This is a genomic window from Thiocapsa sp. (genome assembly GCF_011390875.1).
In the GTDB taxonomy this organism is placed as follows: Bacteria; Pseudomonadota; Gammaproteobacteria; order Chromatiales; family Chromatiaceae; genus Thiocapsa.
Genome location: NZ_JAABRP010000070.1, coordinates 1 through 22,556 on the forward strand (window position 1 = coordinate 1; position 22,556 = coordinate 22,556).

Consider the following 22,556-nt stretch of genomic DNA (forward strand, 5'->3'; position numbering starts at 1 on the left):
TCGCGGGGCCGACGCAGGGCAGGGCGCCTATCTGGTCTTTCTGAACAACGACACCCAGGTTCAACCCGGTTGGCTGGATGCGCTGATCGACACCTTCGAGGATGCGCCCGACGCCGGGATCGTCGGCAGCCGCCTCCTCTATCCGGACGGCCGGCAACAGGAGGCCGGGGCCATTCTCTTTGCAGACGGCACGGCCTGGAACTACGGCCACCTGGACGCCCCGGACAAGCCGCAATACAGCTATCGACGCGCCGTCGACTATTGCTCGGGCGCCGCACTCGCCATCGAGACCGCACTCTTCAGGCGTCTCGGCGGATTCGACAGCGCATTTGCACCCGCCTACTACGAAGATGCCGATCTGGCCTTCCGCGTGCGTACGGCCGGGCGCTCGGTCTACTACCAGCCGCTGTCCCGCGTCGTGCACTTCGAGGGGATCAGCGCCGGGCGCGACGAGCAAACCGAGACCGGGCTAAAGCGGTATCAGCGAATCAATGCCGAAACCTTCCGGAGGCGTTGGGCCGTGGTCTTGGCCGGCTTCGGCGAGCGCGGCGAGGATCTGGAGCGGGCGAAGGAGCGCGGTGTGCGACGCCGGGCCCTGGTGGTCGACAACTACATGGTCACCCCGGATCGCGAGTCCGGCTCGGTGCGGATGATCAACCTGTTCCGCATCCTGCAAGGACTCGGCTTCAAGGTGACTTTTGCCGCCGCCAACTTGGAGGCACCCGAGCCCTATGTCGCCGACCTGCAACGCATCGGTGTGGAGGTGCTCTACCGGCCCTACGTGCGCCGCATCCGCGATCATCTGGCCAGTCACGGGACCGGTTACGACCTGGTGATCCTGAGCCGTGCCGATGCTGCGGCGGCCACGCTCGACACGGCCCGGACCCATTGCACCAAGGCACGCATCGTCTTCGATACGGTCGATCTGCATTTCCTGCGCGAGCGGCGGCTCGCGCAGCTCCAAGGCGATCGCGCGACCCTGCGCGTCGCCGAGCGGCGCAAGGCGCAGGAACTGGACCTCATGCGCCGCGCCGATCTGACCTTCGTGGTGAGTGAAGCCGAGCGCGACATACTGGCCGCCGAGGCACCGGATGTCCAAGTGCATGTCGTCTCGAACATCCACCACGTCTGCGGCTCGGCCAAGCCCTACGATGCGCGGAGTGGGGTTCTCTTCATCGGTGCCTTCGCACACCCGCCGAACACCGACGCCGTCCTCTTTCTCTGTCGCGAGATCATGCCATTGCTGCGCGAGCGCGTCCCGGACATCCGGCTCAGCGTCATCGGTGCGGATCCGCCGCGTGAGGTCCTCGCCTGCGCCGGGCCGGACATCGAGATCGCGGGACATGTCCCGGATGTCGAGCCCTTCTTCGCCGGGTGCCGCGTCTCGGTCGCGCCCCTGCGCTACGGCGCGGGTGTGAAGGGCAAGATCAACCAGAGTCTCGCGCACGGGCTCCCCGTGGTTGCGACCCGTGTCGCCGCGGAGGGCATGCACCTGGTCGATGGCGAATCGGTCTTGATCGCAGATGATGCACCCGCCTTCGCCGAGGCGATCGCGCGACTCGATCGGGATCCGGTGCTCTGGCAGCAGCTTTCCGACGGTGGCATCCGGGTGATGGAGGCCCATTTCGGCTTCGCCGCCGCCGAGCAGGCACTGCGAGAGGCGCTCGATCTGGAGGCGAACGCATGAACACGGACGCAGCGGTCCCTGCCGTCGGCGTGATCGTCGTCAACTACAACGCCGGCGCACTGCTGAGCAAGTGTGTCGGGGAGGTGCTCGGATCGGATGTGTCGGTCGAGGTCGTCGTGAGCGACAACGGGTCGGACGACGGGAGCATTGAGCATCTGCGCGCGATGTTCGGCACGGACCCGCGCCTGCGCATCCTCGAGAACCGAGCCAACCTGGGCTTCGCGGCGGCCAACAATCGCGCTTTGCCGCTGGTCCGGGCCGATCGCCTGCTGTTTCTGAATCCGGACTGTCTGATCGGTCCGGATACCCTTGCTAGGATGCTAGCCTTTATGGACAGCCGACCGGATGTCGGCATGGCCGGCTGCATCGTGCGCAACCCGGACGGGAGCGAGCAGGTGGCCAGCCGCCGCGCGATTCCGGACCCCTGGATCGCGCTCAAACGCATCCTGCGACTCGACCGGCTCCTGCCAAACCGAGGCGGACGCCGCCTGAACCTTCATCATGAGCCGTTGCCCGCCGAGCCGATCGAGGTCGAGGCAATCTCGGGCTCCTTCATGCTGGTGAGCCGGCGCGCGCTCGACGCGGTCGGGCCGCTCGACGAGGGCTATTTCCTACACTGCGAAGATCTTGACTGGTTCATGCGTTTTCGGCGGGCCGGTTGGACGATCGCGCTCGTCCCGGATGTCAGCGTGATCCATTACAAGGGAGCATGCAGCCGACGCAGCCCCATCCTGGTCGAGCGTCACAAGCATCGCGGGATGGAGCGCTTTTACCGCAAGTTCCAGGCTCGGGAGTATCCGAAGCTCTTTAATGGGTTGGTTATCTTCGGTATCCGGGTCCATTTTTGGAGCCGGGTCCTGGCCGACACCCTGAGCCGGATGTTCGGTCGCCCGAGATCGGGGAAGGCGGACTGATCATGGACCGAGACGCAGGCAAGTCGCTCGGATCGATCCTGGTCACCGGGGCGACCGGTAAGGTGGGCCGACGGCTGGTCGCGGAGCTGCTGCGGACCGGCCAGCGTGTGGCGATCGTCACGCGATCCTCGGATGCGGCGCAGACACTCTGGCAAGAGCAAGGAGCGGGGCAGGGTCCCGAGATCCGCGCCGCCGACCTGACCGACCCGTCGAGCCTCGGATCGGTCTGCGACGGGATCGATACCCTGTTCCACCTCGCGAGCTATTCGCCGCGTCCGGACGAGCCGGACATCTACGAGGCGCCCTCCCACTGGCCGGTGACCGCCGAGGGGACCGCCAATCTGATGGCTCGCGTCGAGCCGTCCGGGATTCGGCGGGTGATCTATCTCAGCAGCATCAAGGCGATGGGCGATCGGGCAGGTGCGCTCGGACGGCCCGCTGACGAATCGGTTATTCCGGCGCCGGACAGCCTCTACGGTCGCGCAAAGCTGGCCGCCGAGCGAAGCGTCCTGGAGCTGGGACGCGCGACCGGTCGACACACCGCGGTTCTGCGTCTTCCCATGGTCTACGGGCTCGGGGACAGCGGCAACATTGCGCGGATGGTCAAGGCGGTCGCCGCGGGGCGCTTCCCGCCCTGGCCTCGGATCGAGAATCACCGCGCCGCGATCCATGTCGAGGACGCCGTGGACGCCGCGATCCTGGTGGCCGGCCATCCCGAGACAGCCGGCGAGGTCTACCTGGTCACCGACGGCCGAGACTATTCCACCCGGTGGCTCTACGAGCAGAGCCTGATCGCACTCGGCCGACCCGTCCCGCGCTGGACCATCCCGCTCCCGGTCCTTCGCTTCGCGGCCGGTGTCGGCACGGTGGGCGAACGCCTCAGCCGGAGGCGTATGCCGCTGACCTTGGATGGGCTCGGTAAGCTCACCGGCGATGCCTGGTTCACCTCGTCGAAGCTCGAGCGCAACCTGGGCTTTCGACCGCGCCAGACGCTCGAGACCGAGATCCCACGCCTGGTGCGAGCCCTCGCGCACGCGCCTGCACTCGGAGCCTGAGGCGTTTCCGACAGACCGTATGACCCGGTAGTTCGGGCAAGGCGCCGCGTGCCCGACATGCCGCCCGCAATTCACGTACAGAACCGCCGGCAGGAAAGGCTATTGGGCGGAATCGTTCGACTTCTCCGGCATGGCCTGCTCGAGCACCTGGGCCACCGCACGATCGGTCAGCGCATCCTGGCTCAAAACCCGCGCCGTGCCCTTGCGCAAATGGTCGGCGAGGCTGGTCGTGGCCAGGGTCAAGGCGTTGTCGCCCTGACGATTGGTGAAGAGATAGACACCGCGATACTTGCTGACCCAGCCGAGCCGAAGGGTCTTGCGCGTGCCGCGAAAGCTCTTGAACTCCACCCAATCGCCGACTTCGAGCGATCGAGCGAGCAGCAGATATTGGTCCGGGGACGCGTTCTCGTCGGACGTTGGCGTCGAGTCCTCGCCCCGCGCCACGTCCGCGGCGAAGGCATCCTGATCGGATATCGGGTCGGACATCTGCTCGGGCGGCGGCTCCTTGTGCAGGGCGCCCATATGGAGCCGGATCAAGCGGTCGAAGAAGGGATCCCATGCCTCCTCGAGGTGGACGGCTTCCAAGCCTCGGCGCAGCCGTTTGAGGAGATCCGGGAGCGCCGTGAGAAGACGGTTGCGCTCTTGCGCCGTGTCTTTGGGCTTCACGCTCCAGATCAGGTCGTCCATCGTCGCCAGGGCTTCGCGCCACGGCTCGCCGGCATCCCCGAAGCGGATAAAGATGTCGATCAGCACCCGACGCCAAAACCGATCGAAAAACGACGCCACCAGCACGGGAAGTGCTGAGTCGGAGGTCCGGGTCGCCAATTCCTCCCCCACCCGCGTGGCTGCGATCTCCTGACGATCGCGCTGCTCGAGCTGATCGAAGACACGCTGCGACTTGCTTTGCGCGTGCTCCTCTTCCTCGCGCAGGAACTCTTCGAGCTTGTAGGTCTGCACCGCGAAGACGTTGAGGTCCGCGTCGAACCCCTCGACGACCGCATCGACGATCTCGCGGACCTTGTCGACCAGATGGGGCTCGTCCTTCTCGTTGCGCCCGATTCCGGAGCTCGCGACCACATCGAGCAACCGACGGGCGGGGTGCCGGCGATCGGAAAAGAAGGCCTTGTCGACCAGCGCGACCTTGAGCACCGGTATCTGCAACTTTGCCAACTCAGCGCGCACGGTCGCCGAGAGCTCGGGGTCGTTGAAGATGGCATCGAAGAGCCGCGCGACGATGTCGATGGTCATGGCGTCGAGCGGTCGCGACCACATCATCATGGGCGTAGCGCGAATCTGTTGAAGCACATTACCGCGCCGCGGATCGATGTTCGCGGATCTCAAGCCCGGAATCTGCCGAAAATCCGTATACCCGCGCTGGAGCCCGTTCAACGCGTCGATCAACTGGGCGAGGCCAAGCGCGGGCGTCTCCTGAGTGCCCGGTGTGGAGCCGCCATTGGGCGTACCGGGTGCAGCCGTGGTCCGGGAGATACGTCCGCGACTCGCGGTCTGGATCGCTCGGGCCAACTGGCCGAAGACATCGTCGTTCGCAAGGCGTGGATGACGCTCGAAATCCACCCGCGTTTCAGCGCGGGCACCCTGTTCGGCAACGCCCTGGCCCTCCTGCTCGGCCAATCCCGGATCCTCGGAAGGCTCGAAACCCGCCCACCCCGACATCCCGCCGGCATTGCCGCCGGGCTGGTCGGGGGTCTCGCTGCGCGGAGCCGTCAGGGGTCCCGCAAGCGGGATGGTCGGGAGCACGCCGGACTGAACAAGGAAACGATTTAGATCAGCGTAGACGCCGGGAAGCTCGACGGAGGTCTGACGCTCGAACTCGTGCAGAAGGACCAGCGCAAGCTGCTCGCGCACATCCATGTCGTTCAGGGCCTGGAGCATGGCGCTGAAGAGGGTGCGCGGATACAGCGGATTGTCGTCCTGGCTGATCCGTGGCACACGCAGGAGCGCCGCGAGACGGCGGTCGAGCGCCGTGAGCTGCTGCGAGCAGTTACATGCCGCGCGGGCCGAGAGTTTACCGATGGCCAGATCACGCTCGAAATCGTCGGTATCCACGAGACGGAGCTCGTCGGTCTCATGCATCACCGTCGCGGCCTCCTTCGACTGCAAGGCCGCGACGCTCGCGTCGAAACAGGCGACATAGGCACTGCGGAACTGCTGCAAGAGACGTTGCCCGTGGTTGTCGAGGAAATCCATCGCCGAGAAATAGAGCTGCTGTTGCTCCAGGCTGGTCGCACGGTCGGCCATACCGAGAAAATCCTCGCTCGCGCCCCCGAGATGCTGCGCGAAGACGGTCGCCAGACCGTGCGCGAGACGGTCGCGACAGCCGGTCAGCAGAGCGGCCGCATCCGTCGGTGTCAGACCGGCGACGACGTCCGGTGTCTCGGGCGGAGGAGGGGAGGTGGTTTTGATATCGGCCATGGATGAATGTCTCGGGTATTCGGCCGCACAACCGGGGCGTCGGAGCCATCCTTTGCCGCCATCGAACCCCGAGGTGCCGTGGACTCGGCACGACGACGGCAGCCACGCCTCATAAGCTGTGCGGAGTCGACATTAAGGCAAGTATAGGGCAGGACCGAAGCCGATGCCGCGGGTCGAGGATATCGGAGCAATACCGTGGCCGTTTCGCCGCGGCTCGGTGGCCGCGACGGTATTTCAGCATCCTGGTCGGGCATCCGCTTGAACGGATCAATCACGACAGCACGCCCGGTCCCGCCTGGCAGTCCAATCAGCTCACGCCGCCCGCCATCAATCGACTCGCCCCGAGCGACCGGCACGGCAACGAGCCCGAGCTGGCGAATACCCCGGCACGCGCAGCACTACGGTCATTGGGGCCAGTCATTACCGAGGGAGATCTCGAGGAGGATTCACTCAAGCTGTCGAGACTGAATTCAAGCCCGAGAAGGACTGCTCGAACAATCGATCGAGGTGACTGTTCGACGCGCTTATGGACCCCAGCGCCTGCTTTCGTGCCCGGTCACTTCACGCGAGTCGCCGACACTGACAGACGGACGAGAACGCTCGTGAAGTCTCTTATTCCTTCACGACACTCGATCAATTGGTCGATCATTACTGGGCCGATGTCGCTCAGCTGTGAGGCACCTCATGACCACCGTGACGATCGAAGTCGCCGGCATCGAATCAACCAAGCGGCGCACGAAGGCTGCTTTTCACGGCGAGCCGCAGGGCTGTTTCATCACGTTCCCGAGCCACGAGGATCGATGGGCGACGTTGAAGGCCAACCGTTGGGGGATTCTCAAGGTGATGACCGGAGCCAATGCGGGCTCATTTGTTTCAGCGGCTTGCGCCACTGATGATTTCGCTGCGAATCTGATGCGATGCTGCTTCAGGACGCAGATGCGCAACTCGGATGCGTTCTCCAACCATCTGCACTTCCATCTTATCTTCTCAAAGCTCAAGGCAACGGCAACCACGGATCACTCCACGGTGACGGATTTCGCGAGGTTGCGCGGCTGATCGACATCTGTCCCCTTGAGCACGGCAACGTGATAGGCAAGGAGCTGCAAGGGGATCGTGAAGATGATGGGGTCGATCAGATCGTCGGTTTCGGGAAGACGGATGACGGTGACGCCTTCCTCTTCGACCATGGGGACATGCAGGTCCGCGAAGACATAGAGCTGACCGCCGCGTGCACGGACCTCTTCGAGATTGGATTTGAGCTTTTCGAGCAGGGCGTTGTTGGGTGCGACGGCGACCACGGGCATTTGCTCGTCGATCAGGGCAAGGGGACCGTGCTTGAGCTCGCCCGCCGGGTATGCCTCGGCATGGATATAGGAGATCTCTTTGAGCTTGAGCGCGCCTTCCATGGCGATCGGGTATTGCTCGCCGCGTCCGAGGAAGAGTGTGTGCTGCTTATCGACGAAGACCTCGGCAAGGGCGGCGATCCGGTCGTCGAGATCCAGCACGGCCTCGACCTTGCCCGGGAGCGCCCGCAGCAGCGCGACCACATGGGCCTCGGCGGTGTCGCTCAGCGCGTTTTCGTGGCCGAGCGCCACGGTCATCAGCAACAAGGCGACCAGCTGGGTGGTGAATGCCTTGGTGGAGGCGACGCCGATCTCGGGTCCGGCATGGGTGAGCAGCACCAGGTCTGATTCGCGGACCAGGGAGCTTTCAGGGACATTGCAGATGGCCAGCGTCGCCGCGTAGCCCGAGGCCTTCGCCAAACGCAGCGCGGCGAGTGTGTCGGCCGTCTCGCCGGATTGCGAGAGGGTCACGAACAAGGCGTCGGCCGGCACTACTTGCTTGCGATAGCGGTACTCGCTCGCGACCTCGACGGTGCAGGGCAGGCCGGCGAGGGCCTCGATCCAATAGCGCGCGACCAAGGCGGCATGGTAGCTGGTCCCGCAGGCGACCAGGGTGACCGCCTTGACCCGAGCGAAGATCTCCGGGGCCAGATTGCCGAAGCTCTCGGGCAGAACGCGTGTGCCGACCAAGCGACCTTCGAGCGTGTCGGCGATCGCACGCGGCTGCTCGAAGATCTCTTTGAGCATGAAGTGACGGTACTCGCCGCGCTCGGCGGCATCGGCCGAGACCGCGGAGGTCTTCACGGGCCGCACGATGAGGTTGCCGTCGCGGTCCCAAATACGGACCGATTCGCGGGTCAGCTCGGCGATGTCGCCCTCTTCGAGGAAGATGAAGCGATTGGTCACGGGCAGCAGGGCGAAGACATCGGAGGCAATGAAATGCTCGCCGAATCCGACCCCGATGACCAGAGGGCTCCCTTGGCGTGCCGCGACGAGATGCTCGCCATCCTGCGCATCGATGACGCCGAGGGCATAGGCACCGCGCAGGCGTGTCGTCGCCAAACGCACGGCATCGAGCAGGTTGTGGCCGGCCTCGAGCTGATCGTATACGGCGTGGACGACAACCTCCGTGTCGGTCTCCGAGGTGAAGCGGTGGCCCGCGGCGGTTTGCTCGCGACGCAGGTCTTCGTGATTCTCGATGATCCCGTTGTGCACGACCAGGCAGCGATCGCGACAGACATGTGGATGGGCGTTACGGGTCGCAGGCTCGCCGTGGGTCGCCCAGCGCGTGTGCGCGATGCCCAGCGTGCCGGGCAACGGCCGCTCGGCGACCGCCTCGGCCAGGCGCGCGACCTTGCCGAGCGTGCGGGCGCGATTCAGACGGCAAGGTTCCTCGAGGACCGCGATGCCGGCGGAGTCGTAGCCTCGATATTCGAGACGCCGCAGCCCCTCCAGCAGGATGGCCGAGACCGGACGTTGGGCGATCGCACCGACGATTCCGCACATGACTTATCCCTCGTGTGTCTTAAACCGCGCCCAGCGCAGTATGCGATGTTTTGAGAAGGGGTCGGCCCCGGCAGACGTGATGACCGTTGGAGTCGGCACGGTTTAAACCGCGTCCAGAGCGAGATGCGTAGTTTTCATTTTGCGTTTGGCTTCGGAGATGTCCTCGACCCCGGTGAGACGCGGTTTAGACCGAGCAGACCCGATCAGGAGACCGGTCGCTTCCGTGGCCGCGTCCATCCCGGAATCGTCCTCTGGGGGGCGCGCGTCAGGGTGAGTTGTTCCGCCGGGGTGTCGCGCGCAATCACCGAACCGGCGCCGATAGTCGCGCCGGCGCCGACCCGCACGGGCGCGACGAGAGCGGTATTGGATCCGATAAAGGCCCCGTCTTCGATCCGGGTGACCGACTTGTTGGCGCCGTCGTAATTGCAAGTGATGGTTCCCGCACCGACATTCACGCCGGCACCGATCTCCGCGTCGCCTAGATAGGTAAGGTGATTGGCCTTGCTTCCGGTCCCGAGGCTGGTCTTTTTGATCTCCACGAAGTTGCCGACATGGGTGTGGTCGGCCAGGTGAGTGTCGGGACGCAATCGCGCAAAGGGACCGATCCGCGCGTGGGCCCCGACCGCGGCACCGTCGATCACGGAGTTGGCCAGGACATGGGCGTCGGGGCCGATGCTGCAGTCTTTGAGGAGACAGTTGGGGCCGACACGCACGCCGCTCGAGAGCCGAACCACACCCTCGAAGACACAGTTGATGTCGATGACGACATCCGGCTCGGCCTGAAGGACGCCGCGTAGATCAAACCGCGACGGATCGGCCAAGGTCACTCCGGAGCGCATGAGGTCTTCCGCGGCATGGCGCTGATAGTCGCGCTCGAGGGTCGCGAGTTGAACCCGATCGTTGACGCCGGCGACCTCCGCGAGTCGGCCGGGCCGGGTGGATGCGACCGCCACGCCCTCGGCCGCGGCGAGCGCGGTGACGTCGGTGAGATAGTATTCGCCCTGAACGTTGTCGTTGCCGATGCGTGCGAGCCAGCCTCCGAGCCTCGATCGGTCGGCGACCAGAATGCCCGTATTGATCTCGGTGACGGCGCGCTGGTCGGGGGTGGCGTCCTTTTCCTCGACGATCCCGACGACCCGGGCGCGGCTGTCGCGTAGGATCCGTCCGTAACCGGTGGGATCCGGGACATTGGCGGTCAAAATCCCGAGATCGGTAGCGGCCGCAACTTGGAGCAGGCGATTCAGGGTCTCGGCCGAAATGAGCGGAACGTCGCCGTAGAGGATCAAGACGCGATCCATATCGGCGACCTGCGGCATGGCCTGGATGACGGCATGGCCGGTGCCCAGCTGCTCGGCCTGCTCGACCCACAGGCATCCGGTCTCGGCCAGCGCAGTGCGGACCTGGTCTCCGCCGTGACCGTAGACCGTGACGATGCGCTCGGCACCGATTGCCTCGGCGGTGTCCAGAACACGGGCAAGCAATGGCTTCCCGGCCAGGGGATGAAGCACCTTCGGGAGGGCGGAACGCATCCGTTTGCCGAGCCCCGCCGCCAAGATCACGACTCCAAGCCTCATCGCTTCGCCCTCCTCGAACGCCCGGTCAGTGCAGACCGCCACCGGGAAGCATTGCACCCCCGCCAAGGTCCGCCGTCAACTCCGCATGTGTCGGTTCGCGCACCTCCTCGATCCACACATGCACGCGTAGGGTCTTGCCGGCGAGGGGATGGTTGCCGTCGAGGGTGAGTTTGCCGTCCTCGATCCGGGTGACGTGGAACTGGCGCGTCTCCCCGGCCTCGTTCTCCATCTGCACCTCGGCTCCGACAAACCTGAATTCGGGCGGCACGTTCTCCACGGCATCGGTAAAGGTCAGGTCGGGATCACGTGGGCCGAAACCTTGATCCGGCCCCAGGATCAGCTCGACCTCGTCACCGGCACGCCGGCCGCCGACCGCCGCATCCATGCCGCCGATGAGCTCGGTCTGACCGCCGTGAATATAGCTGACGGGGATATCGGTCTGCTCCAGGATAGTGCCCTGGCCGTCTTCGATTCGGTAGGTCAGTGCGACAAGTTTGCCGGCACTGATGATCTGTTCTGCCATGATGGGGTTCGCCTCCGGGTCAGGATGGGCCGGCGGGCCCCCTTGCAGGTCGCCGGTGCGGTGCGGCGTGGCGAACAAGGGGAGCAGGAAGAGAGCGAGGTGCTATACCGAGCCCACGTGGGTTCTTCGCAACACAGAGCGCGTCCCGCGCGTATCGGGACAAGGCGCGCCGACGAGGCGTAGCGAGCGCTACGGCGAGGACGCGCAACGCCGGCCCGGCGTGCGCAGAGCGTGCAATGCGGCGAAAAACCCAAGTGCGCTCGTTATATAAATAAACAGCCCGCTCATGTCGGAGCGGGCCTCTGTATTCGGAACCTCAAGGAGCGACCGCTACCGGATCAGCCCTTCATCTTGCGAAGCTTCTCGATCGCCCGCAACTGCGCGATCGCTTCGGCGAGCTCGGCTTGCGCCTTCGCGTACTCAAACTGAGCCGTGTGACCGGCGAGCGCCTCCTCGGCACGGCGTTTGGCGTCGAGCGCCGCAGCCTCGTCGAGGTCGCGCGCACGGATCGCGGTGTCGGCCAGGACGGTCACGACATGCGGCTGGACCTCAAGCATACCGCCCGAGACATAAAAGTGCTCCTGCTCGCCTTGCTCGTTCTGGACCCGGACGTCACCGGGCTTCAAACGGCTGATGAAGGCGGTATGCCGGGGCGCGATACCGACCTCGCCCAGCTCGGCGGTCGCGTACACCATGGTCGCCTGACCCGAATGAATCGCCCCTTCGGCGCTTACGATATCGACGTGAATTGTCATCGCCATAGTGCACCCCTATTAAACCGCGTCCCGGTAGCGAAAATCGACGTAATCGCGGGATCCGATCGAAGCGGACGTCAACCCCTCTGTGCCGACGCGGTTTAAAATAAAAAATAAAATCCTAAAACGCGGCAGCTCCGTGATCTGTGTAGAAGTGCGCCGCCGGACCAAGGTCACGCACAGCGCACGTCGCACAGGCCGCGTTTTAGCTACCCATCTTCTCGGCCTTGGCCACCGCTTCTTCGATGCCGCCGACCATGTAGAAGGCTTGCTCGGGCAGGTGATCGTAGTCGCCGTTCACGATCGCTTTGAAGTCCTTGATGGTGTCCTTCACGGACACGAACTTGCCGGGCGAGCCGGTGAAGACCTCGGCCACGAAGAAGGGCTGCGAGAGGAAGCGTTGGATCTTGCGTGCACGCGACACGGCGAGCTTGTCGTCGTCGGAGAGCTCGTCCATGCCAAGGATGGCGATGATGTCCTTGAGCTCCTTGTAACGCTGCAAGGTCCCCTGAACGGCACGCGCGGTCTGGTAGTGCTCCTGGCCGACCACGTTCGGGTCGAGGATTCGGCTGGTGGAGTCCAGCGGATCAACGGCCGGGTAGATGCCCAGCTCGGCGATCTGACGCGACAACACGAGGGTTGCGTCCAAATGCGCAAAGGTGGTCGCCGGTGACGGGTCGGTCAAGTCGTCCGCGGGGACATACACCGCCTGGAAGGAGGTGATGGAGCCGGTGCGCGTGGAGGTGATGCGCTCCTGCAGCGCGCCCATCTCGGAGGCCAGCGTCGGCTGGTAACCCACGGCGGAGGGCATGCGGCCCAAGAGCGCCGAGACCTCGGTTCCGGCCAGGGTGTAGCGGTAGATGTTGTCGACGAAGAGCAGGACGTCACGGCCCTCTTCGCGGAAGAACTCGGCCATGGTCAGACCGGTCAGCGCGACGCGAAGACGATTGCCGGGCGGCTCGTTCATCTGGCCGTAGACCAGTGCGACCTTGTCGAGAACGTTCGACTCCTTCATCTCGTGATAGAAGTCGTTGCCCTCGCGGGTCCGCTCGCCGACGCCGGCAAACACCGAGAAGCCCGAATGCTCGGCCGCGATGTTGCGGATCAGCTCCATCAGGGTCACGGTCTTGCCCACGCCGGCGCCGCCGAAGAGTCCGACCTTGCCGCCCTTGGGGATGGGCATGATGAGGTCGATGACCTTGATGCCGGTCTCCAGGATCTCGGTGGAGGTCGCCTGGTCTTCGAACGGCGGCGCGGAACGATGAATCGACCAGCGCTCCTCGGATTCGACATCGCCCAGCTCGTCGATGGGGTTGCCCAGGACGTCCATGATGCGGCCGAGCGTCTTCTGCCCGACCGGCACCTGGATCGGTGCACCGGTGGCAAGTGCGGGGATGCCGCGCTGCAGACCATCGGTGGACCCCATGGCGATCGCGCGCACGACCCCGTCGCCGAGCTGCTGCTGAACCTCGAGGGTCAGGCCCGTCGACTCGATCTTGAGCGCCTCATAGACCTTGGGTATCTCGCCGCGCGGGAACTGAACGTCCACGACGGCCCCGATGATCTCCACCACGTTACCAGAGCTCATAGTCTTTTCCTCTTATGCCTTCCGGCCAATAGCGATTCTGTTTGTGTCCGAGCGCTCTATGCCCGAGCGCCGGGCGCGAGCGACTGCGACGTATCGGGGGATCACACGGCGGCGGCGCCGCTCACGATCTCGGAGATCTCTTGAGTGATCGCGGCCTGTCGGGCCTTGTTGTAGACGAGCTGAAGCTCGCCGATCAGGTCGCCGGCATTGTCCGAGGCGGATTTCATCGCGACCATACGCGAGGCTTGCTCGCAGGCGCCGTTCTCGACGACCGCCTGGTAGACGAGCGACTCGATATAACGGGTCAATAGGGCATCGAGCACCGTATGCGCATCGGGCTCGTAGATGTAGTCCCAGTGGTAGGGCATCGCGGACTGCTCTTCACCGATGATCGGCACCAATTGCCGAATCATGGGACGCTGGGTCATGGTGTTGACGAATTCGTTGCTCGCGACATAGATGGCGTCGAGCTCTTTGGCCTCGAAGGCATCCAACATGACCTTCACGGGGCCGATGAGGTCCTCGATATGAGGCTTGTCGCCGAGATTCGTCACCTGTGCCTTGACGTCCCCGCCGAAGCGCTTGAAGAAGCCCAGTGCCTTGGATCCGATGGTACAGAATGCAGGCTCGGTCCCGGCCGCGCGCTTCTCTTTGATGTCGATGACGAGGCGACGAAAGAGATTGCTGTTCAAACCACCGCATAGCCCGCGGTCGGAGGAGACCACGATATAGCCGACGCGCTTGTGCGGGCGCTCGACCGCCATGAACGAATGACGGTACTCGGGCGTCGCCCGCGCCAAATGGCTGATGACTTGCAGCATCTTCTCCGAATAGGGCTTGGACGCCGCCATCCGGTCCTGCGCCTTGCGCATCTTGGAAGCCGCCACCATTTGCATGGCGCCGGTGATCTTTTGCGTGCTTTTGATGCTCGCAATTTTAGTGCGTATTTCTTTGGCGCCTGCCATGTGTTAGCTCCCGGCCTTCAGCGGCCAGCCTCCGGCGCGAGCGCCGGGGTGGTGAAGGTTCGATACGTGTCAAAACGCACAACGCCAGCTGTACCGGCCCCCCGGAGGATGTCCCCCGGAGGAGGCCGGCCGGCTGATGGCTGGCGGCTGCCCTACCAGGTGTTGTTGGCTTTGAAGGCCTTGATGGCCTCGTGCATCGCGGTCTGGATCTCCGCGGTGTAATCGCCGGTCGTATCGATCTGCTCGATCAAGGCCGCCTGGGCGGACTTCATGTAGCTCTGCATCGCCTGCTCGAAGTCGACGATCTTTTTGACGTCGACATCGTCGAGATAGCCTTCGTTGGCCGCAAAGAGCGACACCGCCATCTGACCGACACTCATGGGCGAGTACTGGAACTGCTTCATCAACTCGGTGACCCGCTCGCCACGCTGCAGTTGCTTGCGGGTGGCCTCGTCGAGGTCGGATGCGAACTGCGAGAAGGCCGCGAGCTCGCGATATTGGGCGAGGGCAAGACGAATACCGCCGCCGAGCTTTTTGATGATCTTCGTCTGGGCCGCACCGCCGACACGCGATACCGACAGACCGGCATTGATGGCGGGGCGGATACCGGCGTTGAAGAGGTCCGTCTCGAGGAAGATCTGACCGTCCGTAATCGAGATGACGTTGGTCGGAACGAAGGCCGAGACGTCGCCGGCCTGCGTCTCGATGATCGGCAACGCCGTCAGCGACCCGGTCTTGCCTTTTACGGCGCCGCCGGTGGCCTGCTCCACGTAGTGGGCGTTGACGCGCGCGGCGCGCTCGAGCAAACGGGAGTGGAGATAGAAGACGTCGCCGGGATAGGCTTCGCGACCCGGAGGACGACGCAGCAACAGCGAGACTTGGCGATAGGCCCACGCCTGCTTGGTCAAGTCATCGTAGACGATCAGGGCGTCTTCGCCCTTGTCGCGGAAGTACTCGCCCATGGTGCAGCCGGCATAGGGCGCGATGAACTGCATGGCGGCCGATTCGGCGGCGGCAGCGGCAACGATGATGGTGTGGTCCATCGCGCCGTGCTCTTCGAGCTTGCGCACCAGCGAGGCGATCGAGGAGTTCTTCTGCCCGATGGCGACGTAGATACACTTAACGCCGGTGCCTTTCTGGTTAATGATGGCATCCACGGCGACCGCGGTCTTGCCGGTCTGGCGATCGCCGATGATCAGCTCGCGCTGGCCGCGGCCCACCGGCACCATGGCGTCGATCGCCTTCAGCCCGGTCTGAACCGGCTGGTCGACCGATTGCCGGGCGATAACGCCCGGGGCGACCTTCTCGATGGGTGAGGTGCCGGATGCCTGAATCGGACCCTTGCCGTCGATCGGGTTGCCCAGTGCATCGACGACACGCCCGAGCAACCCCTCGCCGACCGGGACCTCGAGAACGCGTCCGGTGCAGCGGACCCAATCGCCTTCGGACAGATGGGTGTACTCACCCAAGACGACCGCGCCGACCGAGTCGCGCTCGAGGTTCAGCGCAAGCCCGAAGGCGTCGCCTGGGAACTCCAGCATCTCGTAGTACTTGGCGTCGGAGAGACCGTGCACACGCACGATACCGTCGGTCAAGCTGACGATGGTGCCTTCGGTCCGCGCCTCGGTCTGAAGATCGAGCTTCTCGATCTTTTGTTTGATGAGATCGCTGATCTCGGAAGGATTCAGTTGCATGGCGGTGTCCCGTTCAGAATTGCAATGCGTGAGCCAGTTGCTTGAGCTTGCCGCGGACCGAGTCGTCGATGACAAGGTCTCCGGCGCGAATCTCGATACCGCCGATCAGGGCGCTGTCGGTCTCGACGGTGACCTCGACCTGCCCGCCGAAGCGCTTCGCGAGCGCGGCGGAAACCGCCGCTTGCTCGGACTCGCTCACGTCGAAAGCGCTGCGAATCAGCACGTGGCGCACGCCTTGGTCGGCGGTGCGGCTCGCCTCGAAAAGCCTTGCGATCTCGGGCAATGCCGCGAGTCTGGCGTTCTCGGTCAGCAACCCCAGGAGGTTGGATGCCTCCGGCGGGAGATCACCACCGCAGACCTCGAGGATGATGTCGCGGATGCGCTCGCGGGGCACGTTCGGGTTGGCGATCTGCTCGGCCATCTGGGGATCGCCCACGACGGCCGAGAGCATCTCGAGAGCTTGCGACCAGGCGTCCAGCTGACCGACCTCTTTCGCGCGCTCGAACACGGCCTCTGCGTAGGGCCGCGCGATGGTGGTGATGTCTCCGGCCATGGGTGGTCCCTAAAGCTGCTTGGCGAACGATTCGACGAGGCCCTTGTGCGCCTTGATGTCGATCTCCTTCTGGAGGATCTTCTCGGCGGCGGCGACGGCAAGCGTGGCGACCCGCTCGCGGAGCTCTTCGCGGGCACGGTTGGTCTCCCGGTCGATCTCGGCTTGGGCGGCGGCGACCACACGGCCGCTTTCGCTGCGCGCGTCGGCCTTGGCCTCCTCGACGATCTCGGTTGCCCGCTTCTGAGCCTGCGCGACGATATCGGCGGCGGCGGCCTTGGCGTCCTTGATGAGGACGAGGGCGCGCTGCTCGCCGAGCGCCTTCTCTTGATGACCGCGCTCGGCCGCGGCGAGGCCCTCGGCGATCTTCGCCTTGCGCTCGGCCAGCGCCGTGACGATCGGCGGCCAGATAAACTTCATACAGAACCCGACGAACACCGCGAAGGCGATCATCTGGGCGAACAGGGTCAGATTGATATTCATAGCGTTGCCTCGTGCCTATGCCTCATACCGCGTCCGGGAACAGGGCCAACAGCCTCGACCCCGGCGGAAGTGGGATGGGTGTCAGGCAGCGAACATCACGAACAGACCCATGGCGATCGCGATGACGGGCAGCGCGTCGACGAGACCCATGACGATGAAGAACTGGGTGCGGAGCATCGGGATCAGCTCGGGCTGACGGGCTGCACCTTCGAGAAAGCGCCCGCCCAAGATACCGATACCCACGCCGGCGCCGACCGCACCGAGCCCCAGCATCAAACCTGCACCGATGAACTTGATGACGTCGGCGAACAGGTTAGCGACTTCGAGTTCCATGATTCTCTCCAGTAATTGACGGTGTTAGAGCAGAAAAAACGGGTTAGTGATGCTCCTGGTGGGCCATGTCGAGATAGACGATGGTCAGCACCATGAAGATAAATGCCTGCAGCGTGATGATGAGGATATGGAACACGGCCCAGACGAACTGCAGCATACCGCCGGTGATGTTCAACACCATGCTGCTTCCGTAGAGGAGCGCGATCAGGATGAAGATCATCTCGCCCGCATACATGTTGCCGAACAGACGCAGTGCCAGCGAAAGCGGTTTCGAGAGGAGGCTGATACCTTCGAGCAGAAGGTTGGCAGGCATACCCCACTTGCCGAACGGCTGCATCGTCAACTCGCGGGCGAAGCCGCCGACGCCTTTCATCTTGAAGCTGTAGTACAGCACGAGACCGAAGACCACGAGCGCCATGCCGAAGGTCGCATTCGGATCGGTCGTCGGCACGATGCGCAGGAAGACATGATGCGGGTCGGCACCGAACAGGGACATGAGCTGCCCGAAGAGATGCGGGATCAGATCGACCGGTATCAGGTCCATCAAATTCATCAAGAAGACCCAGGCGAAGATCGTCAGGGCCAGAGGCCCGACCAGCGGGTTTTTAGCGGTGAAGGAGCCGCGGACGTTCTCTTCGACGAAGTCCACGATCCACTCGACGAAATTCTGCGCCCCGCCCGGCACGCCGGCGGTCATCTGCTCGGCCACGCGCCGGAAGAACCAGATAAAGAGGTATCCGAGCAGGATCGAGAAAAACATGGTGTCGACGTTGATCGCCCAAAATCCCATCTCGGCAGCCTCGGCACTGGAATGGGCGAAGCCGAAACCGTGCTCGGGATGAACTCCGAGCGTCAGGTTGGTGAGATGGTGTTGGATATAAGCCTGGGAGGTGAGCGTTTCGGAAGCAGCCATCGATCGTCTCTCACTTCGTGGTTCGTTCGGGCGTTTGAGCCGCAATCAGGGTCGGGATGACCTGGACCGCGAGATATGCGCCAAGCAACACCGGGAGGTTAAGGTCGTCCAGGGTCATGAAGGCGATCGTGAACAATCCTAGAATCAACACGATCTTCAAGATCTCGGCGCCGTAAATGCGCATGACCAAGCGTGCGGGCTCCCGGGCGCGATAACCGCGAAAAACCAGAGCCGCGAACAAGGCATTGGCCACCAGGCAAGAGCCGGCCCCGACAAGGACCGAGACGGCAACCGAGACGCCGAACGGAAGGGCAAATACCACCGAGGCCAAGCTAAGGAGACTTTGAAGTTTCAGGACCCTTTTGGCCTGGAGCGTGTCCGGCTGATGCATCAGATCGTCATGGTTTGGTTGAGCGCACCGCTCACCGGCGCGAAGTATAAGGGGTCTCGCATATTAGGGTCAACGCGATGTCGGCGTTTCCGGTTGTAGCCGGAGACGATCCTCATGATTAAAAGAGGCAATAGCCACGCCCGGCGGCCGGTTCAGGTCTGCCGCAGATCCGGGGGAGCGAATCATTTGATGTGGGCCAGGATGCCGTCGAGCTCGTCGAGACTGTTGTAGGCGATCACCAGCTTGCCCGCGCCGCGATTGCCTTGCTGGATTTTGACCCGTGCGCCGAGCTTGTCGGTCAGGTCGGTCTGAAGCCTCCGGATGTTCGGATCGAGATCGGGCTTGTGCTCCGAGGCCCCGAGCGCCTCGCCCGATTGCTGGATGCGGCGCACCAGGCGCTCGGTCTCGCGCACCGAGAGTCCACCTCGAACCACCGAGGCGGCGGTCGTGCTCTGGTCGTGCCCCCGCAGGCCGAGCAGTGCGCGGGCATGGCCCATCTCCAGCAGGCCCTTCTCCAGATAGTCGCGAACCTCCGGGTTGAGATCCAGCAGACGCAACAGGTTGGTCACCATCGAGCGCGACTTGCCCAGCGCGTCGGCGATCTGCTGATGGGTCAGGTTAAACTCTTTGAGCAAGCGCTCGAGCGCCCCGGCCTCTTCCAATGGATTGAGATCGGCACGTTGGATGTTCTCGATGAGCCCGATCGCCAGCGCCGCCTGCTCGTCGACCTCCCGCACCACGACCGGGATCTCGGCGAGGCCGGCCTGCTGGCAGGCCCGCCAGCGCCGCTCCCCGGCGATGATCTCGTACGTCTCCCCGGCAAGCGGGCGGACGACAATCGGCTGGATGACACCTTGGGCGAGGATCGAATCGGAGAGCTCGCGCAAGGCATCCGGGTCGAAGTCGTGGCGCGGCTGGTAGCGTCCGGGCCGGATGCACTCAACGGGAAGACGGGTAATCCGCTCGCTTCCATGCTCGCCGACCATGGGGGTGGACGACTCCTCCTCGGGGCTCGACACCGCGACCATCGGGGCGCGAGCGGCGCCGAGCAGGGCATCGAGCCCACGACCCAGCCCCTTCTTCTTCGGCGGCGATTTCTGCTCGCTATCCATGTTCACCCACCTCAGGCCGCGGACTTGCGCGTCTCGCGACGACGCAGCAGCTCGCTGGCGAGCGAAAGATAGGCGACCGCGCCTTTGGACGCGGGATCATAGAGCAGGGCCGGCAAACCGTGACTCGGCGCCTCGGCCAGTCGCACGTTGCGCGGGATGATGGTGCGATAGACCTGATCCTTGAAATGGGTGACGAGCTGGGTCGAGACCTGATTGGCGAGGTTGTTGCGCGGGTCGTGCATGGTGCGCAGGATTCCCTCGACGCGCAGCTCCGGATTACGGTTGGCGCGGATCTGCTCGATGGTGTCCATCAGGGCGGAGAGACCCTCGAGCGCGTAATACTCGCACTGGATCGGGATCAGGACGCCCCCGGCCGCGACCAGCGCGTTGACCGTGAGCATGTTGAGCGACGGCGGACAATCGACGATGACCAGCTCGTAGTCTTGGAGCGCATCGGCCAGCACCCGCGCGAAACGACGCTCGCGGTCCGGCGAGTCGATCAGCCCGATCTCGGCTGCGGTCAGATCGCCGTTGGCCGGCAGTAGATCGAAGCCCGGCGCGGGGTCTTCCACACGACACAGACACTCTGCCAACGTCACGTCGCCGAGCAGCAGATCGCAGGTCGAGTTGGCGAGGTTGTGCTTGTCGACCCCGCAGCCCATGGTGGCGTTGCCCTGCGGGTCGAGGTCGACCAGCAGGACGCGCCGCTTGAGCGAGGCCAACGAGGCCGCCAGATTGACCGCGGTCGTGGTCTTGCCGACGCCGCCCTTCTGGTTGGCAATGGCGATGATGTTGACCATAGGCGACTCAGTCACTCCGAAGCTCGATCAGGTGGCGCTCGACGTCGAGGAAGGGGATTCGCAGCGGGTGGACGTGCACCGACCCGACCGACAGGTCTTGCATGCGCGCAACGTCGTCGAGGTCGCGCCCCTTCATCAGGAGCAATCGGCCCGGACGCGCCAGCAGATCCCGGTGAGCGGCACCGAGCAGATCGGCAGCCGCGACGGCACGACTCACTATGGTACTGAAGTTTCGCCCCGGCCGGTATGTCTCCATCCGGGCATGGACCGTCTCGACGTTCTCCAGCCGCAGCTCCAGGACCGCCTGACGGACAAATCGCAGCTTCTTCTGATTACTGTCGAGCAGCGAAAAGCGCCGTTGCGGCTCGACGATCGCGAGCGGCAGGCCGGGCAGACCGGCGCCCGTGCCGAGGTCCAGGACGCTCTCGCCGAACAAAAACGGCGCAACCGCGAGGCTGTCGAGCACATGCTTGGGGACCATTTCGATCGGATCGCGCACCGCGGTCAGGTTATAGGCCCGGTTCCAGCGCGCCAAGAGGGCGATGAGATGCAGCAGTCGCTCATGCGCCGTGCCGTCCAATGCAAGACCCAGCTGCGTTGCGCCTCGGGACAGCCGGTCGGACAGGTCCGAGGCCGACGCGTCTGCGACGGCGGCGAGAGGTGCGGTCGTCATCAGGCGCAGCGCCGCTTCAGATGAATCAGCAACAGCGACACCGCCGCCGGAGTCACGCCGGGGATGCGTGCGGCCTGACCGAGGGTGTGCGGTCGCACCCGATTGAGCTTCTCGCGCACCTCGGTCGAAAGGCCTCGCACCTGATCGAAGTCGAAATCCTCGGGCAGCGCCCGGGCGTCCTGATCACGATGGCGGTCGATCTCGTCACGTTGGCGCTCGATGTAACCCTGATAGCGTGCTTGGATCTCGAGCTGCTCGGTGACATCGGCGGGCAGAGGCTCGGGCGGCTCGCCGGCAAGGGCCGCGACCCCGGCATAGCCGACGTTCGGGCGGGCAAGCAGCTCGGAGGCTCGCACCTCGCGCCGCAAGGGCTCGCCGAGGATGCGCTCGGCGAGCGCCTGATCGATCCGCTCGGGTCGCACGAAGGTCTCGCGCAAGCGCTGGCGCTCACGCTCGATCGCCTCGCGCTTGTCCTCGAAACGACGCCATTGCGCATCGCCGACCAGGCCGAGACGTCGACCCGACTCGGTGAGGCGCAGGTCCGCATTGTCCTCGCGGAGCATCAGCCGGTACTCGGCACGGCTGGTGAACATCCGGTAGGGCTCCGCCGTCCCGCGCGTGATGAGATCGTCGACCATGACGCCAAGATAGGCCTCGTCGCGCCGCGGCAGCCAGGGGTCGCGGCCCTGCACCGCAAGGGCTGCGTTGACTCCGGCCAGCAGGCCCTGCGCCGCGGCCTCCTCGTAGCCGGTCGTCCCGTTGATCTGACCGGCGAAGTAGAGGCCCTGGATATGGCGGGTCTCCAAGGAGGGCTTCAGATCGCGCGGATCGAAGAAGTCGTACTCGATCGCATAGCCCGGGCGGGTGATATGGGCCTGCTCGAATCCGATGATCGAGCGCACCAAGGCCTGCTGGATATCGAAAGGCAGGCTGGTCGAGATGCCGTTGGGATAGACCTCATGGGTCTCGAGCCCCTCCGGCTCGACGAAGATCTGGTGCGACGTCTTCTCGGCGAAGCGCACCACCTTGTCCTCGATCGAGGGACAATAGCGCGGTCCGACGCCGGCGATGACGCCCGTATAGAGCGGCGAGCGCGAGAGGCCCGAATGGATGATCTCGTGGGTGCGGGCGTTGGTGTGGGTGATGTAACAGCTCACTTGGCGCGGATGGTCGAGCGCACTCCCCATGTAGGAGAAGACCGGGACGGGCTCGTCGCCGGGCTGCTCGGCCAGGCGTGCGAAATCGATGCTCCGCCCGTCGATGC

Annotated in this window: 21 protein-coding genes; 4 read left to right on the plus strand and 17 right to left on the minus strand. The window is 64.5% G+C overall.

Translation table 11 applies throughout. The annotated features are described in order from the left end of the window. The 3 genes from GPT33_RS07655 to GPT33_RS07665 form a co-directional block, all read left to right on the plus strand. The coding region (locus tag GPT33_RS07655) for a glycosyltransferase (RefSeq protein ID WP_296806994.1) at positions 1 to 1,687 on the plus strand (1,687 nt) is incomplete at its 5' end. Beyond that, positions 1,684 to 2,601: a glycosyltransferase family 2 protein gene (locus GPT33_RS07660; protein ID WP_296806996.1), complete on the plus strand. Its 918-nt coding sequence runs from the start codon at positions 1,684 to 1,686 to the stop codon at positions 2,599 to 2,601. The genes GPT33_RS07655 and GPT33_RS07660, both read left to right, overlap by 4 nt. A 2-nt stretch (positions 2,602 to 2,603) precedes the next feature. Continuing rightward, positions 2,604 to 3,656, plus strand: coding sequence for an NAD-dependent epimerase/dehydratase family protein (locus GPT33_RS07665; RefSeq protein ID WP_296806998.1), 1,053 nt, complete (start codon positions 2,604 to 2,606; stop codon positions 3,654 to 3,656). A gap of 99 nt (positions 3,657 to 3,755) precedes the next feature. Here the strand turns inward: GPT33_RS07665 and GPT33_RS07670 are convergent, their stop codons facing one another. Further along, entirely contained in the window at positions 3,756 to 6,089 is a 2,334-nt protein-coding gene (locus tag GPT33_RS07670; RefSeq protein ID WP_296806999.1) for a DUF1631 domain-containing protein, read from the minus strand. Between the two features lie 684 nt (positions 6,090 to 6,773). On the opposite strand from GPT33_RS07670, the gene GPT33_RS07675 reads away from it, so the two are divergent. After that, entirely contained in the window at positions 6,774 to 7,145 is a 372-nt protein-coding gene (locus GPT33_RS07675; RefSeq protein WP_296807001.1) for a hypothetical protein, read from the plus strand. Here GPT33_RS07675 and glmS read toward each other — a convergent pair. The 16 genes from glmS to mnmG form a co-directional block, all read right to left on the minus strand. Continuing rightward, complete coding sequence (gene glmS, locus GPT33_RS07680; RefSeq protein ID WP_296807003.1) at positions 7,106 to 8,938, minus strand: glutamine--fructose-6-phosphate transaminase (isomerizing); 1,833 nt, start codon at positions 8,936 to 8,938, stop codon at positions 7,106 to 7,108. The two genes, GPT33_RS07675 and glmS, sit on opposite strands and share 40 nt — an antisense overlap. A gap of 203 nt (positions 8,939 to 9,141) precedes the next feature. Then, complete coding sequence (glmU, locus tag GPT33_RS07685; RefSeq protein WP_296807004.1) at positions 9,142 to 10,512, minus strand: bifunctional UDP-N-acetylglucosamine diphosphorylase/glucosamine-1-phosphate N-acetyltransferase GlmU; 1,371 nt, start codon at positions 10,510 to 10,512, stop codon at positions 9,142 to 9,144. A 25-nt stretch (positions 10,513 to 10,537) separates the two neighbouring features. After that, the gene (locus tag GPT33_RS07690) at positions 10,538 to 11,035 is read right to left on the minus strand and encodes a peptidylprolyl isomerase (RefSeq protein WP_296807006.1); all 498 of its coding nucleotides are present in this window, start codon (positions 11,033 to 11,035) and stop codon (positions 10,538 to 10,540) included. Positions 11,036 to 11,373: 338 nt separating this feature from the next. Next, positions 11,374 to 11,796, minus strand: a complete 423-nt coding sequence (locus GPT33_RS07695) for a F0F1 ATP synthase subunit epsilon (RefSeq protein ID WP_296807008.1) — start codon at positions 11,794 to 11,796, stop codon at positions 11,374 to 11,376. Between the two features lie 199 nt (positions 11,797 to 11,995). Further along, positions 11,996 to 13,378, minus strand: a complete 1,383-nt coding sequence (atpD, locus tag GPT33_RS07700; RefSeq protein WP_296807010.1) for a F0F1 ATP synthase subunit beta — start codon at positions 13,376 to 13,378, stop codon at positions 11,996 to 11,998. A gap of 101 nt (positions 13,379 to 13,479) precedes the next feature. Further along, positions 13,480 to 14,343, minus strand: coding sequence for a F0F1 ATP synthase subunit gamma (atpG, locus tag GPT33_RS07705; RefSeq protein ID WP_296807012.1), 864 nt, complete (start codon positions 14,341 to 14,343; stop codon positions 13,480 to 13,482). 152 nt (positions 14,344 to 14,495) lie between these two features. Then, positions 14,496 to 16,037 (minus strand): F0F1 ATP synthase subunit alpha, encoded by a 1,542-nt coding sequence (atpA, locus tag GPT33_RS07710; protein WP_296807013.1) that lies wholly within the window; start codon positions 16,035 to 16,037, stop codon positions 14,496 to 14,498. A gap of 13 nt (positions 16,038 to 16,050) precedes the next feature. Further along, the gene (locus tag GPT33_RS07715) at positions 16,051 to 16,590 is read right to left on the minus strand and encodes a F0F1 ATP synthase subunit delta (protein ID WP_296807015.1); all 540 of its coding nucleotides are present in this window, start codon (positions 16,588 to 16,590) and stop codon (positions 16,051 to 16,053) included. Positions 16,591 to 16,599: 9 nt separating this feature from the next. Then, complete coding sequence (locus GPT33_RS07720) at positions 16,600 to 17,070, minus strand: F0F1 ATP synthase subunit B (protein ID WP_296807017.1); 471 nt, start codon at positions 17,068 to 17,070, stop codon at positions 16,600 to 16,602. Between the two features lie 81 nt (positions 17,071 to 17,151). Continuing rightward, a complete protein-coding gene (atpE, locus tag GPT33_RS07725) occupies positions 17,152 to 17,403 on the minus strand; it encodes a F0F1 ATP synthase subunit C (protein ID WP_007193473.1) in 252 nt (83 codons plus the stop codon). 43 nt (positions 17,404 to 17,446) lie between these two features. Then, the gene (gene atpB / locus GPT33_RS07730; protein ID WP_296807019.1) at positions 17,447 to 18,316 is read right to left on the minus strand and encodes a F0F1 ATP synthase subunit A; all 870 of its coding nucleotides are present in this window, start codon (positions 18,314 to 18,316) and stop codon (positions 17,447 to 17,449) included. Between the two features lie 10 nt (positions 18,317 to 18,326). Further along, on the minus strand, positions 18,327 to 18,707 hold the full coding sequence (locus GPT33_RS07735; RefSeq protein ID WP_296807022.1) for an ATP synthase subunit I: 381 nt from the start codon (positions 18,705 to 18,707) through the stop codon (positions 18,327 to 18,329). 182 nt (positions 18,708 to 18,889) lie between these two features. Beyond that, entirely contained in the window at positions 18,890 to 19,819 is a 930-nt protein-coding gene (locus GPT33_RS07740) for a ParB/RepB/Spo0J family partition protein (protein ID WP_296807024.1), read from the minus strand. Between the two features lie 11 nt (positions 19,820 to 19,830). Then, the gene (locus GPT33_RS07745; RefSeq protein WP_296807029.1) at positions 19,831 to 20,619 is read right to left on the minus strand and encodes a ParA family protein; all 789 of its coding nucleotides are present in this window, start codon (positions 20,617 to 20,619) and stop codon (positions 19,831 to 19,833) included. Positions 20,620 to 20,626: 7 nt separating this feature from the next. Beyond that, positions 20,627 to 21,292: a 16S rRNA (guanine(527)-N(7))-methyltransferase RsmG gene (gene rsmG, locus GPT33_RS07750; protein ID WP_296807025.1), complete on the minus strand. Its 666-nt coding sequence runs from the start codon at positions 21,290 to 21,292 to the stop codon at positions 20,627 to 20,629. Beyond that, on the minus strand, positions 21,292 to 22,556 hold a 1,265-nt coding region (gene mnmG, locus GPT33_RS07755), incomplete at its 5' end, for a tRNA uridine-5-carboxymethylaminomethyl(34) synthesis enzyme MnmG (RefSeq protein ID WP_296807027.1). The genes rsmG and mnmG, both read right to left, overlap by 1 nt.

Bases quoted from the DNA above. Each gene is read 5' to 3' on its own strand.
- GPT33_RS07660 (WP_296806996.1), top strand. From the start codon at position 1,684: ATGAACACGGACGCAGCGGTCCCTGCCGTCGGCGTGATCGTCGTCAAC.
- GPT33_RS07665 (WP_296806998.1), top strand. From the start codon at position 2,604: ATGGACCGAGACGCAGGCAAGTCGCTCGGATCGATCCTGGTCACCGGG.
- GPT33_RS07670 (WP_296806999.1), bottom strand. From the start codon at position 6,089: ATGGCCGATATCAAAACCACCTCCCCTCCTCCGCCCGAGACACCGGAC.
- GPT33_RS07675 (WP_296807001.1), top strand. From the start codon at position 6,774: ATGACCACCGTGACGATCGAAGTCGCCGGCATCGAATCAACCAAGCGG.
- glmS (WP_296807003.1), bottom strand. From the start codon at position 8,938: ATGTGCGGAATCGTCGGTGCGATCGCCCAACGTCCGGTCTCGGCCATC.
- glmU (WP_296807004.1), bottom strand. From the start codon at position 10,512: ATGAGGCTTGGAGTCGTGATCTTGGCGGCGGGGCTCGGCAAACGGATG.
- GPT33_RS07690 (WP_296807006.1), bottom strand. From the start codon at position 11,035: ATGGCAGAACAGATCATCAGTGCCGGCAAACTTGTCGCACTGACCTAC.
- GPT33_RS07695 (WP_296807008.1), bottom strand. From the start codon at position 11,796: ATGGCGATGACAATTCACGTCGATATCGTAAGCGCCGAAGGGGCGATT.
- atpD (WP_296807010.1), bottom strand. From the start codon at position 13,378: ATGAGCTCTGGTAACGTGGTGGAGATCATCGGGGCCGTCGTGGACGTT.
- atpG (WP_296807012.1), bottom strand. From the start codon at position 14,343: ATGGCAGGCGCCAAAGAAATACGCACTAAAATTGCGAGCATCAAAAGC.
- atpA (WP_296807013.1), bottom strand. From the start codon at position 16,037: ATGCAACTGAATCCTTCCGAGATCAGCGATCTCATCAAACAAAAGATC.
- GPT33_RS07715 (WP_296807015.1), bottom strand. From the start codon at position 16,590: ATGGCCGGAGACATCACCACCATCGCGCGGCCCTACGCAGAGGCCGTG.
- GPT33_RS07720 (WP_296807017.1), bottom strand. From the start codon at position 17,070: ATGAATATCAATCTGACCCTGTTCGCCCAGATGATCGCCTTCGCGGTG.
- atpE (WP_007193473.1), bottom strand. From the start codon at position 17,403: ATGGAACTCGAAGTCGCTAACCTGTTCGCCGACGTCATCAAGTTCATC.
- atpB (WP_296807019.1), bottom strand. From the start codon at position 18,316: ATGGCTGCTTCCGAAACGCTCACCTCCCAGGCTTATATCCAACACCAT.
- GPT33_RS07735 (WP_296807022.1), bottom strand. From the start codon at position 18,707: ATGCATCAGCCGGACACGCTCCAGGCCAAAAGGGTCCTGAAACTTCAA.
- GPT33_RS07740 (WP_296807024.1), bottom strand. From the start codon at position 19,819: ATGGATAGCGAGCAGAAATCGCCGCCGAAGAAGAAGGGGCTGGGTCGT.
- GPT33_RS07745 (WP_296807029.1), bottom strand. From the start codon at position 20,619: ATGGTCAACATCATCGCCATTGCCAACCAGAAGGGCGGCGTCGGCAAG.
- rsmG (WP_296807025.1), bottom strand. From the start codon at position 21,292: ATGACGACCGCACCTCTCGCCGCCGTCGCAGACGCGTCGGCCTCGGAC.